At 61.7% G+C, this 15,082-nt stretch carries 15 protein-coding genes and 1 pseudogene; 11 read left to right on the top strand and 5 right to left on the bottom strand.

The features are described from left to right. Window positions 1-664: 664 nt before the first annotated feature. Window positions 665-2,191 (bottom strand): AMP nucleosidase, encoded by a 1,527-nt coding sequence (locus QOC89_RS00620; protein WP_323043249.1) that lies wholly within the window; start codon window positions 2,189-2,191, stop codon window positions 665-667. A 199-nt stretch (window positions 2,192-2,390) separates the two neighbouring features. Here QOC89_RS00620 and QOC89_RS00615 point away from each other — a divergent pair, with 199 nt between their 5' ends. The 6 genes from QOC89_RS00615 (at window position 2,391) to QOC89_RS00590 (ending at window position 8,024) form a co-directional block, all read left to right on the top strand. Next, window positions 2,391-2,786: a hypothetical protein gene (locus tag QOC89_RS00615; protein ID WP_323043248.1), complete on the top strand. Its 396-nt coding sequence runs from the start codon at window positions 2,391-2,393 to the stop codon at window positions 2,784-2,786. A gap of 334 nt (window positions 2,787-3,120) precedes the next feature. Next, on the top strand, window positions 3,121-4,116 hold the full coding sequence (locus QOC89_RS00610) for a homoserine kinase (RefSeq protein WP_323043247.1): 996 nt from the start codon (window positions 3,121-3,123) through the stop codon (window positions 4,114-4,116). After that, a complete protein-coding gene (locus QOC89_RS00605) occupies window positions 4,107-4,913 on the top strand; it encodes a BPSS1780 family membrane protein (protein ID WP_323043246.1) in 807 nt (268 codons plus the stop codon). The genes QOC89_RS00610 and QOC89_RS00605 overlap by 10 nt, the downstream gene beginning before the upstream one ends. Window positions 4,914-5,205: 292 nt before the next feature. Then, window positions 5,206-5,658, top strand: a complete 453-nt coding sequence (locus tag QOC89_RS00600; RefSeq protein ID WP_323043245.1) for a MarR family winged helix-turn-helix transcriptional regulator — start codon at window positions 5,206-5,208, stop codon at window positions 5,656-5,658. A gap of 173 nt (window positions 5,659-5,831) precedes the next feature. Further along, window positions 5,832-6,251, top strand: a complete 420-nt coding sequence (locus QOC89_RS00595) for an organic hydroperoxide resistance protein (protein ID WP_323043244.1) — start codon at window positions 5,832-5,834, stop codon at window positions 6,249-6,251. A gap of 273 nt (window positions 6,252-6,524) precedes the next feature. Further along, entirely contained in the window at window positions 6,525-8,024 is a 1,500-nt protein-coding gene (locus QOC89_RS00590; RefSeq protein WP_323043243.1) for a deoxyribodipyrimidine photo-lyase, read from the top strand. Window positions 8,025-8,129: 105 nt separating this feature from the next. Here QOC89_RS00590 and QOC89_RS00585 read toward each other — a convergent pair whose 3' ends face one another. Together QOC89_RS00585 and QOC89_RS00580 are read right to left on the bottom strand one after the other, a co-directional pair. After that, on the bottom strand, window positions 8,130-8,306 hold the full coding sequence (locus QOC89_RS00585; RefSeq protein WP_179739381.1) for a DUF3563 family protein: 177 nt from the start codon (window positions 8,304-8,306) through the stop codon (window positions 8,130-8,132). 108 nt (window positions 8,307-8,414) lie between these two features. Then, a complete protein-coding gene (locus tag QOC89_RS00580; RefSeq protein WP_323043242.1) occupies window positions 8,415-9,611 on the bottom strand; it encodes a PHB depolymerase family esterase in 1,197 nt (398 codons plus the stop codon). A 382-nt stretch (window positions 9,612-9,993) separates the two neighbouring features. On the opposite strand from QOC89_RS00580, the gene QOC89_RS00575 reads away from it, so the two are divergent. Both QOC89_RS00575 and QOC89_RS00570 read left to right on the top strand, forming a co-directional pair. Beyond that, complete coding sequence (locus tag QOC89_RS00575) at window positions 9,994-10,695, top strand: phosphatase PAP2 family protein (RefSeq protein ID WP_323043241.1); 702 nt, start codon at window positions 9,994-9,996, stop codon at window positions 10,693-10,695. A gap of 8 nt (window positions 10,696-10,703) precedes the next feature. Then, window positions 10,704-10,853: pseudogene (locus QOC89_RS00570) on the top strand (ABC transporter ATP-binding protein); the annotation flags it as partial. Between the two features lie 95 nt (window positions 10,854-10,948). Here the strand turns inward: QOC89_RS00570 and QOC89_RS00565 are convergent. Beyond that, a complete protein-coding gene (locus tag QOC89_RS00565; RefSeq protein WP_323043240.1) occupies window positions 10,949-11,776 on the bottom strand; it encodes a TOBE domain-containing protein in 828 nt (275 codons plus the stop codon). A 308-nt stretch (window positions 11,777-12,084) separates the two neighbouring features. Between QOC89_RS00565 and QOC89_RS00560 the strand changes: the two genes are divergently transcribed. Beyond that, a complete protein-coding gene (locus tag QOC89_RS00560; protein ID WP_323043239.1) occupies window positions 12,085-12,879 on the top strand; it encodes an SDR family NAD(P)-dependent oxidoreductase in 795 nt (264 codons plus the stop codon). 128 nt (window positions 12,880-13,007) lie between these two features. Here QOC89_RS00560 and QOC89_RS00555 read toward each other — a convergent pair whose 3' ends face one another. Further along, window positions 13,008-13,391: a tautomerase family protein gene (locus QOC89_RS00555; protein WP_323043238.1), complete on the bottom strand. Its 384-nt coding sequence runs from the start codon at window positions 13,389-13,391 to the stop codon at window positions 13,008-13,010. Between the two features lie 99 nt (window positions 13,392-13,490). Here QOC89_RS00555 and QOC89_RS00550 point away from each other — a divergent pair, with 99 nt between their 5' ends. Together QOC89_RS00550 and QOC89_RS00545 are read left to right on the top strand one after the other, a co-directional pair. After that, on the top strand, window positions 13,491-14,342 hold the full coding sequence (locus QOC89_RS00550) for a LysR family transcriptional regulator (protein WP_323043237.1): 852 nt from the start codon (window positions 13,491-13,493) through the stop codon (window positions 14,340-14,342). 210 nt (window positions 14,343-14,552) lie between these two features. After that, window positions 14,553-15,026, top strand: coding sequence for a hypothetical protein (locus tag QOC89_RS00545; protein WP_323043236.1), 474 nt, complete (start codon window positions 14,553-14,555; stop codon window positions 15,024-15,026). Window positions 15,027-15,082 lie beyond the last annotated feature (56 nt).

The following is a 15,082-nucleotide window of genomic DNA, read 5'->3' as shown; positions in this document are numbered from 1 at the left end:
ATATCCGCGTACCGAAGTGGCTGCAATCCTGGGGATCGTAGGAGTTGCCTTTGCGATTTGACTCGCGATACCAACAAGCGACAATGCACTCGCTCTAAAAAACAATCGCCTAGTAGTCATCGTGTTTTATCTGGTAGATATCGTTGTTTTCGAATGTGGCTTTCGTTACATTCGAAATGTATTGCTCCCGACGATATGACAGGCATCAGATAATTCTGAAAATTTCGGGATTGCGATGAATATCGGACTCTTGTTGAAATATTACGAATGACAAGAAAGACCTTGGAGGATTTCTTTACGATGCGCGTACTCTGGTTTCTTGCGCCTCAAGAAAGCGATGCAAGAAAACCAATCAGTATCGAGACGCGATTGGAGATTTGCGCGATCCATGCAACCGCTCGGCGGCCCATGATCTGACTGAAAATGCTGATGGTGCGCTGCAGGCAATTCTGTCTGGCGCCGATGGTGGTGTGGCGATCAGACAGGCGTAGAAGCGAAATTGGAGTGCAGCAAGATTGAAAACACGCCGCATCAGGGCTCGTGCAAGATCAATGCGATGTCAAAACCCTGATCGGCGTGTGAGCTTCATGCGATCGCTTTGGGGCGATCTTCGATATAGCCGCTCTTTTCACAACCGTATTCCGCGAAACCTCGGCATCCCCCTTCACTGAAACGCCACTTCCGCAAAACTCCGCAACTTGCGGCTATGCAGCCGATGCAGCCCGTTCATCCGCAACAACTCCATCGCCTTCACGCCGATCTGCAGATGCTGATCGACCTGAGCACGATAGAACTGATCCGCCATACCGGGCAGCTTCAATTCGCCATGCAAGGGCTTGTCCGACACGCATAGCAAGGTGCCGTAAGGCACCCGGAAACGGAACCCATTGGCGGCGATCGTCGCGCTTTCCATGTCGAGCGCAACCGCGCGGCTTTGCGACAATCGCTGCACCGGCTCGCGATGATCGCGCAACTCCCAGTTGCGGTTATCGACGCTCGCCACCGTGCCCGTGCGCATCACGCGCTTCAGTTCGACACCATCCAGCTGCGTGATCTGCGCGACCGCGCGCTCCAGCGCCACCTGCACTTCGGCGAGCGCCGGAATCGGCACCCACAGCGGCAAATCGTCATCGAGTACGTGATCTTCGCGCACATAGCCGTGCGCCAGCACGTAGTCGCCCAGGCGTTGCGTATTACGCAGCCCCGCGCAGTGGCCGAGCATGATCCACGCATGCGGACGCAGCACGGCGACGTGGTCGGTGATGGTCTTCGCGTTCGATGGCCCGACACCAATGTTGATCATCGTGATGCCGCTGCCGTCGGCACGTTTGAGGTGATAGGCGGGCATCTGCGGCAAACGCGGCGGCGCCGTGCCTTCCTGCGTCTGCTCGCCGAGATTCTCGTTGTAGGTGATCACGTCGCCCGGTTCGACGAACGACGTGTATTCGCTGCGATACGCGCGCAGCTCTTCGTCGTCGGTATGGGCCATCATCGTGCGGCCGAGTTTGACGAACTCGTCGATATAGAACTGGTAGTTCGTGTACAGCACGTAATTCTGGCAATGCGTGGGCGAGGTCGCCGTGTAATGCTTCAGCCGATGCAGCGAGAAATCCACCCGCGCCGCCGTGAACAGCGCCAGCGGATGCGGCTCGCCCGGCAGCGGCTCATACGTGCCGTTGACGATGCGGTCGTCGAGCAGCGCGAGGTCCGGCGTATCGAATACGTCGCGCATCAGGAACAGGCGCTCGCGATCCAGATCGCCCTCGAGGTGAATGCCTTCAGCGAACGCGAAGTGAATCGGAATCGGCTGATCGGACACACCCACTTCGATCTTCACGTGGTGGTTCTTGGCCAGCAAACGCAACTGCTCGCGATAGTAGTTGCCGAACAGATCCGGCCGCGTGACCGTGGTCTCGAATACGCCCGGACCCGCGACGAAACCGTACGAGCGGCGCGAGTCGATATGGGTGTTGACGTCGGTGCGCACCCGGACGAACGGGTAGCAGGCGCGCACCCGGCGTTCGAACAGCTCGTTGCGGCGGTAGCGCGCGAAAGCGTCGCGCAGAAACGAAGTGTTCGCTTCGTAGATCGCCGACAGACGCGTGACGGCCTCCGTGGCATCGTCAAAGGATTCGGTCGGGAAGCTGTTGGCGGGAGTCTGCACCGCGCGTTGATTGGTATCGTTGTTCATCTTCATTCGCCCCTATTGATGAGACGACATTACCACGGAACCCGCGATCGCCAAATGACCCCGCGGTGCGCAACACAACGGCTGCAACAGTGGGCGAAGATTGCGCGCGCGACGCGCGAAAGCGGCGCAAAATAAGGCGGTCGCGCCCGTGGGCAAGGCTGGATTTGCTAGAATCGGGGCACCATATTGGAGAATCACCATGAAGCCGCTCCTTCCCGTCGCCGTTGCACTGGCACTCGCCTTTGGCAACGCCGCGATGGCTGCCCAGCCTGTCGATGACACGCCGGCCCCCGGTGCGCCCCAGTCCGCCAATGAACGGGCCGGTCTGCCTGACCTGGAGAAGATCAATCGTCCGGGCGCCGAGGTCAGTTCGAAGGTCGAGATCAACGTCCCGCGCACCCCGAGCTTCTACGAACGCAGCGCGAACGGCACCGAGATCACCGAATATCGTGACAAAGGCAAGCCCGTTGAAATCAACGTGCGTTCGAATTTCGGCACGCGCTATCAGATGAGCGCGCCGCTCGACACATCGCCCAGCGTGCACGACAACGGTCGGCCGAGCACGCGGTTGCCGTCGGTGAATCTGAGTTATTGATGTATGCCTGGCCGGCGGCGCGGCATCAACCGCTCCCCCGGGACCTGCGCGGCCCGAGGGCGTCGCCTCGGGATTTCAGCTTGCCTTGTCATTTTTAGTGCCGCCTGCGGCATGGCCTGAAACACCGCGATGCCGCGCTCAATTGCCGCAACGCTTTATGGCTTTGGAGAGTGGCGAGGATCGCGGCCAGAGTCGTGGCCACGTTCACGGCCCGTTGCATGGGCGGTACTCTCAGCCCGATTGAACTTGATCGCGCTGTCCGCAACACATTTGCCACACCTCGCACTGGCCGCATCGCGCCAGCCCGACTAACTTCTGATCCGACGTTTCCCGCATGGCTGTCTTCACCGCTGTCACCGAACCCCAACTAGCAGAATGGATGCGTCATTACGATCTCGGCGACGTCGTCGAGTTTCGCGGCATCCCGTCCGGTATTGAAAACAGCAACTTCTTTCTGACGACGACGCGCGGCGAATACGTCCTCACGATTTTCGAAAAGCTGACGGCCGGACAACTGCCTTTCTATCTCGACCTGATGCAGCACCTGGCCGCGCACCGCGTGCCGGTGCCGGATCCCATGCCGCGCGAAGACGGCGCGCTGTTCGGCATGCTGCATGGCAAGCCCGCGGCCATCGTGACCAAGCTCGAAGGCGCGCCGGAATTGGCGCCGCGCGTCGAACACTGTGTCGAGGTCGGGCACATGTTGGCGCGCATGCATCTGGCAGGGCGCGATTACGCGCGTTATCAGCCGAATCTGCGCAGCCTGCCGTGGTGGAAGGAAACCGTGCCGACCATCCTGCCGTTCCTCGCGGGCGCGCAGCGTGACTTGCTGTCGTCCGAGCTGGCGCATCAGGAGGCTTTCTTCGCGTCGGCGGATTACGCCGCGTTGCCCGAAGGCCCCTGTCACGCCGACCTGTTCCGCGACAACGCGCTGTTCGCGCATGCCGCGCCGGAAACGGGCCACGAGGTACGGCTCGGCGGTTTCTTCGACTTCTATTTCGCCGGCTGCGATAAATGGCTGTTCGACGTCGCGGTCACGGTCAACGACTGGTGCGTCGACCTCGCCACCGGCAAGCTGGACGAAGCGCGCACCGAAGCCATGCTGCGCGCCTACCAGACCGTGCGCCCGTTCACCGTCGAAGAAAACCGGCATTGGGGCGACATGCTGCGTGCGGGCGCTTACCGCTTCTGGGTCTCGCGCCTGTATGATTTTCATTTGCCGCGCGCGGCCGAGCTGCTCAAACCGCACGATCCCGGCCATTTCGAGCGCATTCTGCGCGAACGCCTGTCCGGCGTTGCACTTCCAGGCATTCATACCTCATGCAACTGATCGAAGTCCCCGCGAAAACCGGCTATGTCTGGTTCCGGCAAGGTATCTGGCTGTTCCGCAAGAACCCGCTCGCGTTTCTGACCTTGTTCTTCACGTATCTGCTGGTCATGACGCTGGCGGCGCAGATTCCAGTCATCGGCGGCGTGCTGCCGCTCGTTTTCATTCCGGGTGTCGCGGTCGGCTTCATGGCGGCGTGCCGCAACACCATCGCCGGCAAGCCGGTGTTCCCGACCATTCTGGTGGACGGCTTTCATTCGTACGGCCCCGTGGTCGCCAAACGTCTGCTCGTGCTCGGCGCGCTGTATGTCGTCGCGATGGCGCTGGTGCTGGCCGGCTCGGCACTCGCTGACGGCGGCATGCTGCTGAAGATCATGCTCGGCGCGGCCACGATGGATCAGGACGCGATTGCCAACAGCAATATTCCAATGGCCGTGATCGCGGCGTTCGCGTTCTACATTCCGGTCGCGATGATTTTCTGGTTCTCGCCGATTCTTGCCGCGTGGCACGACGTGCCGCCCATCAAGGCGATGTTCTTCAGCATCGTCAGCTGCTGGCGCAATCGCGGCGCGTTCATTGTGTTCGGCGCATTGTGGTTCGCGGTAGCGACGACCGTTTCGTTCGGCTTGTCCGCGTTGATGCAGGCGCTGGGCGCGGGCGATTTCGCGTTCGCGATTCTGATGCCCGCCACGATGATCGTGACGACCATGCTGTACTGCTCGTTTTACGCGACTTATCGCGGCTGCTTCGGCGTGCAAACGCCCGAAACGCCGGATCTGCCGACCACGCCGGCAGCTTGAACGGCGGCCAGCTATTCAGGCGCGGGCGTTTTGGTGGCGCCCGCGCGGTTTCGTTTCGAAACGCTGCCCGCTTCCGTTCTGGTGTCCTTCTCAGTCCCGTCTGACGGTCCGTATGCCAGCCCTGGCGGCCCAGTACGCTCGTCCTGGCGCCCTCAGCGCTTGCGCCTCAAAGCACGTCATGCGGCGCCCCGCTGCTGTTCCGAATCCCCCCGCTTTCGCCAACCAGCCTCGAATTGCGGCACAATGGTTTGCACGCAATCGATTTGCACGCTCTTTTTATACGAGATGCACCATGACCCAGCGCCCCGCTTTACCCTTCACGCTCGACGAACAACTCTGCTTCGCGCTCTATTCGACCTCGCTTGCGATGACGAAAGCGTACAAGCCGTTGCTCGACAAGCTCGGCCTCACCTATCCGCAATATCTCGCCATGCTGGTGCTCTGGGAAGCCGACGACGTCACCGTCAAAGACCTCGCCGCACGTCTGAATCTCGACTCAGCAACGGTCACGCCGCTACTCAAGCGCCTCGAGGCGCAAGGCTACCTGGAACGGGTACGCGGCGTGGAAGATGAGCGGCTCGTCTACATCCGCCTCACGAAAGCCGGCACCGCGCTGAAGCGCCAGGCACGCGAAGTGCCGGCGGAAATCCTCTGCGCAACCCAGCAGACACCCGAATTCCTGCTCCGCCTGCGCGACGATCTGACGCGTCTGCGCGCCACTCTCAACGATTTCATGGACCACTAGCCAGCCTGCTTCAAAAAGCACGCTATCGCTATGATGCAAAATTTAATTTGCACACAAATGATTTGTGTACTATCTTTATCGCATGCCGCTTCGATAAGACGCCGCCCGAATGGTGGCCGAGCAAGCAGCGGTAGACAGGCAGATCCTCATCACCCAGACAAAGGAGCAGCACCATGAACATTCTCTACAAAGCAAGCGCAACCAGCACCGGTGGCCGTGACGGCCGTGCAGTGTCGTCGGACAATGCGTTGGACGTGAAGCTGGCCGCACCCCGTGAACTGGGCGGCACCGGCGCGGCGGGCACCAACCCGGAACAACTCTTTGCAGCCGGTTATTCGGCCTGCTTCCTGAGCGCGATGAAATTCGTTGCTGGCCAGCGCAAGCAGGCTTTGCCGGCTGACACGCAAGTCACGGCGGAAGTGGGTATCGGCCCGAACGACAAAGGCGGCTTCGCGCTCGACATCGATCTGCGCATCTCGTTGCCGGGCCTCCCCGCTGACGCAGCGAAGGAACTGGTCGACGCCGCGCATCAGGTCTGCCCGTATTCGAACGCCACGCGCAACAACGTCGCGGTGCGTTTGCAGGTCGCGTAAGGTTCGGTTTCGATGCATCGCCGGTGAATCGCTGAACCGGCGCGGCGCGGCTAAGCTGCCTCGCCATGAACAGTGCCCGTACCTGCTTTTTCGGTACGGGCACTGTTCCATTTGCGAACGCGGCATGCAACGTGCAATACCGGACTGTGCGATCACTTATCATCACAAACCCGGTGAACAATCGCGCAGCGCAGCAATACGTTTTCGCGTGACAGAACCCAATGCGCCGCTTGATGCCCGGCCACACAACCCGCCACCCGACCGATGATTCCGATGACACGCGCCCGACGCCTGAACGACACTTTCGATACCGGTCTGGTCTGGTTCCGCCGCGACCTGCGCAACACGGATAACGCCGCGCTTTACTACGCGCTCAAACATTGCGAGCGGGTCTGGTGCGTTTTCGTATTCGACACGACGATCCTGCAACCGCTGATCGACGCCTGGCAAGCTCGCCATCCGGATACACAACCGCAGGACCGGCGGATCGAGTTCATTCTCGCTGCGTTGAGCGAGTTGAATTCGGCCTTGCGCGCCAAAGGCGGCGGCCTCGTCGTGCTGTATGGCGATCCGGCTGATCTCGTGCCGAGGCTCGCCGACGAACTCGGCGTGGACGCGGTATTTGCAAATCACGATTACGAACCGGTCGCAATCGAGCGTGACGAAACGGTGCGCGAGCGGCTGACCGTTGGCGGGCGCCAGTTGCTGACGTTCAAGGACCAGGTCATTTTCGAACGCGATGAGGTGCTGTCGGGTCAGAACAAACCTTTCACGGTGTTCACGCCCTACAAAAACGCATGGCTCAAGCAACTGACGGCCTTTGATCTGAAGCCGTATCCCGTCGAAATCTACGCGAAACATCTGGCCGCTTTTCCATCCAGTCTGGACCGGCAGTTACCGTCGCTCAATCAACTCGGATTCGCACCGAGCAATCTTGCGGAGCTCAATCTGCCCACTGGCATGAGCGGCGCGCAACATCTGCTCGACGACTTCATGACTCGCATCGACAGCTATAAGGACCGGCGTGACTTCCCCGCTGCCAAAGGTCCGAGCTATCTGTCGGTGCATTTGCGCTTCGGGACCGTTTCGATCCGCACCCTCGCGCGGTTCGCGCACGAGATGTCGCTGCAGCCCGACGGGGAAGGCTCGGCCACATGGCTTTCAGAGCTGGTCTGGCGGGATTTCTACTTCATGATCCTCGCGCATCATCCGAGGCTGGCGGCGGGCGCGTCGTTCAAGGAAGAGTACGACCAGCTGCGCTGGGCGCAAGGCCGGGAAGCCGACGAGGCGTTCGCCGCATGGTGCGACGGCCGAACGGGCTATCCGCTGGTCGATGCCGCGATGCTGCAACTGAACCGCACCGGCTATATGCACAACCGACTGCGAATGGTGACGGCGAGCTTTCTGGTGAAGGATCTCGGCGTGGACTGGCGGCTCGGCGAGCGCTACTTCGCCGAATTATTGAACGACTTCGATTTCTCGGCGAATAACGGCGGCTGGCAATGGGCGGCATCGACGGGATGCGATGCGCAACCGTATTTCCGGATTTTCAATCCGATCACTCAATCGGAAAAATTCGACGCTGAAGGTCGCTTTATTAAACGCTATCTGCCCCAGCTTGCGAAGCTGCCGGCCAAATGGATCCACGCGCCATGGCTGGCGGGCGCGGAGCGGCTCGCGGAATTCGGCGTGATATTGGGTAAGGATTACCCCGCGCCTATCGTCGACCATGCCGAAGCTCGGCAGCGTACGCTTACCCGTTTCGGCAAGTGAGCGCCTGCTTACGCAGATTTGATCGAAGAATTTGTAACACCTTGGGCAACTAACCCAAACATCGACGCTCTTCAAATACACGCCGATGCTTCAACTTGCGCAGCTTTAGTGCTGGCTCATCCACGATGGCTGGCGGGTGCGCGCCTCACGGTCCAGCTTGCGCATACGGAATTCCAGATCATACAGATCGGTTGCCTCTGCGAGGAAAGCGTCAGCGCGTTCTTTCGCGAGTTGATCGGGCGATTTGGTCAGGAAGAGAAACAGGCGGCTAAGCAGATACATGGTCAACCTCGACAATGAATTTTAGGCGTTAACGCCTAAGGGATAACCCGTATTATAGGGAAAACCCTCTGATCGCGCCACTGTTCAATTCGAAGTGCGGTTCCACCGTCACCGAACGCCCGCCGAGGCTTCCGTGACGGCGCTTTCAGCGATACGGCCTGCACCGGTGCGGCGTTGATGCTTGAAGAACTCCCATACCAGGGCGCTTGCCTCCGGGCCTTTGGCGGAATGGAACGGCACGGCGTCGTCGCCGCCGCTCCAGGCGTGTGCCAGCCCTTGCACACGGCACAGCCGCACCACGCGCCGCCCGCCACGGATGTAGTCGCGCATCATTACGCCGCTCTTGCGCTCTTCCCGAACTTCGCCGGATTTACGCGCGCCTTTCTCGTCGACGATGCGGTTCAGCCGGAGAAACTCCGCCGCCAACTGGTCCGCATTGACCGGCGCGACCACATGGTCGGCGTCGCCGTGAAGAATGATGGCGGGCATGCCCGGGTATTCAGCCACATTGACGAGTTCGTCGACCAGCTCGGCCGGCTCGCGGCGCGCGCCGCGCCGCATCACATCCATTGCCGCAATGCCGGAGCGAGCCTCGCCAAAAGCGGGACCGGAATGCAGCGCGACCGCCGCGAAATGCTCCGGATAGTTGACGGCCAGAAGCGCTGTCAGGCCGGCGCCGGCGGAGATGCCGGCGACATACACACGCTCGCCGTCGAAGCCATGCTGAGCAATCAGCGAATCCACCAGCGAGACGACAGCACGCGCCTCAGCGCCGCCGGCGCTGTCACTGGCGTCGTACCAATGCCAGCAGCGATGCGAATGCACATGCTTCGACTGCTCCGGATAGACCACGGCAAAGCCGAACCGGTCGGCGAGCACGTTCATCCGGGTGCCTTCCGCGAATTCGTCGATCGATTGGGTGCAGCCGTGCAGCATCACCACCAGCGGCATCGCCTCGAGGGCATGACCGGACGGAATGTACAAACCGTATTGCAGATGATTGACGAGCCGCCCCGGCGCGGCAGGCGCCGAATGGAACGAGCGCGTCCACGAACCGCTCGCCCATGCCGAGGCGCGTGGCCGAACTCGCGATTCCCGTGGGGCAGCGCGCGGCGCCTCGCGTTTCGCGGATGCCCGCAGCGCTGCCGCCGGCTTGACAGGACGGGCCTTCGCCGAAGGCTTACTGGTGGCAGCACGGACCGGCCGTTTGGGGGCGCGCTTGGTCGTTGCGTGAGCGTGCTCGGTTTGAATGGCGAGCAGCCGCTTGAGACCGCGCAGCCAGATTTTCGATAGACTTTTTGCCATCGGCGGGTAAACCTCGCAAAAAGGGACAGGTGCCGCTCGATCGAACGACGCTTCGTTGTGCAATGCACAATAACACCAATCCTCATGCGATGGTGGGGACCCAAGCCGCCACCGGACAGCGGAATTTTCCGCCAGCGAACGTTGCAGTCACATCAACGTCAAACCGTTGCAAAGCTTGTTCGCCAGCCCACGCGCGGTCACAAAAAGCCTGGTGCGTGGCGCGTCCGGCCCTTGGCACCCGTCTATACTGGCGGGGTAAATCATTTCGGTACACGCTTTTTTTGCTCGGTCGGCGAGTCATGTCGCTTGCGCGTTAAACCGGCGTTCTACCCGTTAAACCATTACCAACCCGACTCTACGCGGCCTTGGTCGCGCTTTTGCCATGCCCGATTTGCCTGCCCATTTGTGGTACTCGATCACCAGCCTCGGCGGTGCCGGTATGACGCTGCCGCTCGCGTTCGCGATCGCACTTTGGCTGGCGGTCGGCTACACGTGGCGCATGGCTGCCGGCTGGCTGCTGCTGCTCGGCGCGGCCATCGGCGTTGTGACCGTGACCAAGTTGGCCTTCCTCGGTTGGGGTGTCGGCGTGCGCGAACTGGATTTCACCGGCGTCAGCGGTCACGCCATGCTATCTACCGCCGTCTATCCGGTCGCACTGTTCCTCATGTTGCTGCCGGCGCGTCCGGCGCTTCGTCTGCTTGGCGTCTTGCTGGGTCTGGCCGCGGGCATCGCGGTTGGCCTGTCGCGCGTCGTGCTGAGCGCTCACTCGCCGTCTGAGGCCGTCACCGGCTGCCTGGTCGGTGCGCTGGCAGCGCTGGTCTTTGTGCGCATGGCCTGGCATGCCGAGCCGGGGCGGCTGTCGGCGTTGCCCGTCACTGCGAGTCTGATGATCCTCGCGGTGTTGATGCACGGCGTGCACGTGCCGACACAACGTTGGGTCACGCATATCGCGCTGAAGGTCTCGGGCCACGACAGGCCGTTCATTCGCGCCAAGTGGAAAGCCGTTCGTGACGTACGCCCGGCCACGGCGCCGTTGTCGCAGACGCTCAACACGCTTGCGCCGCCACATTCGCAGGATGTCTGAAGCACGTTCCGTTTTCCGCACTCGACAGCGCGCTGCGTCAACGCATGCGACGCGAGCTGTCGGACCTGCAAACGCGGCTCGATATTCCGATGGTGTTGATCACCCATGATCCCGACGATGTGGCCGCGTTAGGCGATCAGGTCGTGCAGGTCAGCGATGATTGTGTGCGCGAGAATCAGGCGTTCACCGGGGTGTGTGCGCAGCGAGCCTTAAGGCCGCCGTTTGCCGTCCGGGTCTCAAGAACCTCAGCGCCTCAATCCTTCACGCCAAGAATCACGCTCGACGCCTTGAACGCCGCGACCGCGGTCCCACCTTCCGCGAGCCCGAGCGTGTCGACGCTTTCATTCGTGACGACGGCGGTGATCACCGCGCCGCCTTCCAGCACCAACGACACTTCCGCGTTGACCGCCCCGTGCTTCAAGCTCTCCACCCTGCCGCGCAACTGATTGCGCGCGGACAGTTTCAGCGGCGCACCGCTGTCAGCCTCCACGAACAACACCACCCATGACGCCTTGATCAACGCGAACGCCGCCGAGCCCACCGCGAGCCCAAGCGTCTCGGTGCTTTCATGCGTGACGATCGCAACGATCGTGTGGCCGCCGGTCAGCGCCAGCGACACTTCGTCGTTGACCGTGCCGCGCGTGATCGCCGACACCGTTCCATAAAGCTGATTGCGCGCGCTCGTTTTCACGCCGATGCGGCCGATCAGATCCCAATCCGTCGCAAAGCCTTCGATTGCCGCGCCCGCGCGTTCGAGAAAGCGCCGATGCTCTCGCTCGACCGCCCGGAACGTCTCGATCAGCTTCACGGCGCGCGGCGTGAGCTTCGTGCCGCCGCCGCCTTTGCCGCCGGTCGAGCGCACGACGAGCGGCTCGCCGGCGAGATTGTTCATCGTATCGACGGCGTCCCACGCGCCTTTGTAGCTCATGCCGACGGCTTTCGCCGCGCTGGTAATCGAACCGGTCTCGCCGATCGCCGCGAGCAGCGCGATCCGCGCCGCGCCGCCGAGCGTTTGCGCGCCGGCCTGAAACCAGACGGAGCCACCGAGTTCAAGGGAAGAGTCACGGGCATTGGCGCTCATAGGGGGAAGTAACCAGATAAGTGTGAGTCATTATAGGGATGCAATCGCGGCCGCCGACTTTCTAGCGATCCATGCACGACTACGAGCCCCACAGATCAATCTGAGTACCGGTCGGAAATTTCCCGCACGATCAGGAAACCCCTAAATACCTCCCGTCCGGCCAATCTTAGTATTGACATCTAATAGCAGTCACAACGATGAACGTGCCTATTTCTGCGGGACGCACTCACGTTTGGCATACTTGATCATCATTCAAGCATCTCACAACGGCTGACTCGTCTACCGGGTTGCCCACAAGGAGCAAGCCAATGAACATCGATCTCTCCGGCAAGACCGCCATCGTCAGCGCCTCCACGGCGGGCATCGGCCTTGCCATCGCAACAGGCATCGCCGCTTCAGGGGCGGAAACAATCGTCAACGGACGCAAACAGGAAGCGGTGGACCGTGCCATCGAAGCCATCCACAAAACGGCGCCCCAAGCGAAGCTGCGTGGCTTCGCGGGCGACCTTGGCAGCCGCGAAGGCTGCGACGCACTGGCAAAGGCCGTGCCGCAGGCCGACATTCTCGTGAACAACCTTGGCGTCTTCGGTCCCGGTGACATCTTCACCATCGAAGACGACGACTGGGAGCGCTACTTCCAGGTCAATGTGATGTCGGGCGTGCGGCTCACGCGCAGTTACCTCACCGGGATGATGGCGCGCAAATGGGGCCGCGTGGTGTTCATCTCGTCGGAATCCGCGTTGAATATTCCAGCGGACATGCTCGCCTACGGTTTCTCGAAGACCGCGCAGTTGAGCATCGCGCGCGGCATCGCCAAGTACGCGGCCGGCAGCGGCGTGACGGTGAATTCCGTGTTGCCCGGTCCGACTTTGTCGGACGGATTCCGCTCGATGGTTGAAGAAACCGCGAAGTCGCAAGGCAAGACGGTCGAACAGGTTGCCACCGAGTTCGTGCGTGAACACCGCAGCAGCTCGATCATCCAGCGAGCTGCTTCCACCGAGGAAGTCGCGAACATGGTTGTCTACGTCTGCTCGCCGCAGGCTTCGGCGACCACCGGTGCGGCGCTGCGCGTGGACGGCGGCGTAATCGATACGATTGCGTAACGCACATCGCGTCTCCAGACAACAAGCGGGCGACAGGGCCGATTGACTTTGCCGCCCGATTTGCTTGACGGGCGCGCATGGCCGCCTGCCTCAAATACCTGCCACCGCCCGTCACATTCGTCAGTCGTTCAAACCGCGTACTGCGCGATCCCGTTCCCAAACGACCAATTCTCCTTCAGCACCTCGACGAGATTGATGAACACATCCTCTCGTCGCAGCCCGGGCGACTCCGCCAGTTCATCCGCCATGCGCTTGTACAGCGCCTTCTTTTGTTCGAGCGTGCGCGTGTTGTTAAACGTGATCTGGATCACCACGAGATCGTCGCTGCGGTCGATGTTCAGATACTGCCTGTCGTAAATAAAATTGCTGGCTTCGTGCTCGGTGATCAGCATGAAGATGTCGTCTTTCGGCACATTGCACGTCTCCACCAGCGAGCGCTGAATGCTGTCCGTCAGTGCCTTCCGATATTCCGCCGGCTTGCCGGCGCGCAATGCGATTCGTGTGAGCGGCATGGTGAAACTCCTTGGTTGCCGTGATGGGTAAACACAGCTTAGGCGCACTCAGTCATAATGAACAGCCATCATCGGCTATTTCATCTATATTGAATCGAAATGAAAGTCCTCGATCTTGATGCGGTCCGCGCCTTCGTGCTGGTCGCCGATCTGCACAGCTTCACGCGGGCCGCCGACGCGCTCGACACCACCCAATCGGCCGTCAGCCTGAAGCTTAAGCGGCTGGAGGCGCATCTCGGCAAGCAGTTAGTGGAACGCACGCCCCGCGTCGTGCGTCTTTCCGCGGACGGCAACGCTTTTCTTGGCGCGGCGCGCGATCTGCTGAGCGCGCACGAGCGGGCACTGGGTTCGCTGTCGGTGGAGCGGCGGCGGCTCACGCTCGGGCTGAGCGAGCACGTCGCTGGAACAGACTTGCCGACGTTGCTCGCGCGGCTCAACGCGCACGATCCGGGTCTCGTGGTCGAATTGCATCTGGGCATGTCGGCAGCGCTGCTTGCGCAATTCGACGAACGGCGCCTCGACGCGGTGATCGTCCGCCATGGTCCCGACGAGCCGCCGCGTGACGACGCGCAGGTGCTGTTCAGCGAACCGCTTGTTTGGCTCGCCATGCCGCAATGGCTGCCGCGCGTCGGCGAGCCGTTGGCGCTCGCGCTGCTGAGTCCGCCGTGCAATGTGCGCGATGTCGCGCTGCAAACGCTGAATGAGGCGGGGGTTGCGTGGCAGGAAGTGTTCGTCGGCGGCGGTGTGGCGGCGGTCGGCGCCGCGGTCGCAGCTGGGCTGGCCGTGTCGCCGCTGGCGCGTAGGGTGGCGCCGCGTGGCCTCGTGGATGTCGGCGCCCGGCTCGGTTTGCCTCAGCTTCCCGAATCGCGCGTGAGCGTGCATTCGCGGGTGAGGGATAAGCGGTCGATGGAAACGTTGCGGCTGGTGACGAATGGGTTGGCAACGCAATGACGGAACGACTTCTCGCTCCAAACTATGGGTAAAGTTCGCCGGCTTTCGCTTAAGCAGGAAAACTGACCATTACATTTAAAATTAGATCAGTGGACCTCGACGCCCGACAAACCGCCGCTGTCCGCGCGGTCATCGAAACCGGCAGCTTCGAGCAGACCCCTGCTCGCCTCCGGACTCGCGATCGGCTGCATCACCACCGAACCGGCGCCGATGCGCGGTTGTTTCGCGGAACGACTCGGCGCGATGCGCTACCGGCTGGTGGCGTCGGCAGCGTTCGTCGAGCGATGGTTTCCGCATGGATTGACGCGAGAAAGCGCGCGGCGCGCGCCGGTGATCCTCTCCTCACGCAAGGACGCGTTGCAGGCGCGTTTTCTCGAGACACGTTTCGGCCTGCCGCCGGAAGCTTATCCGTGCCACTACGTGCCCGCGCCGGTGCCGCGTTACATGGCGATCCAGCGTGGACTGGCCTATGGCATGGTGCCCGAACTGGAATTCGGCGATGCCGTCGAGCGCGGCGAACTGGTCGACCTTGCGCGGAAGCAGCCCACCGACGTCGAACTGTACTGGCACGCCTGGAAGGTCCCGTCGCCACGGCTCGAAAGGCTGTCGGCGCGCATCGTCGAACTCGGCCGCACGGCCCTGGGTCCGCCGGGCACCCAGGTCAAACGCAAACGCGCCGCCTGAACTGAAGGTCAGTGGAGGATCGGCGGCAACGATCCGCTGCTCGCGGTGGCGGGATT

It is taken from the genome of Paraburkholderia sp., from assembly GCF_034668105.1.
In the GTDB taxonomy this organism is placed as follows: Bacteria; Pseudomonadota; Gammaproteobacteria; order Burkholderiales; family Burkholderiaceae; genus Paraburkholderia.
This window is presented reverse-complemented; position numbering and strand designations above follow the sequence as displayed.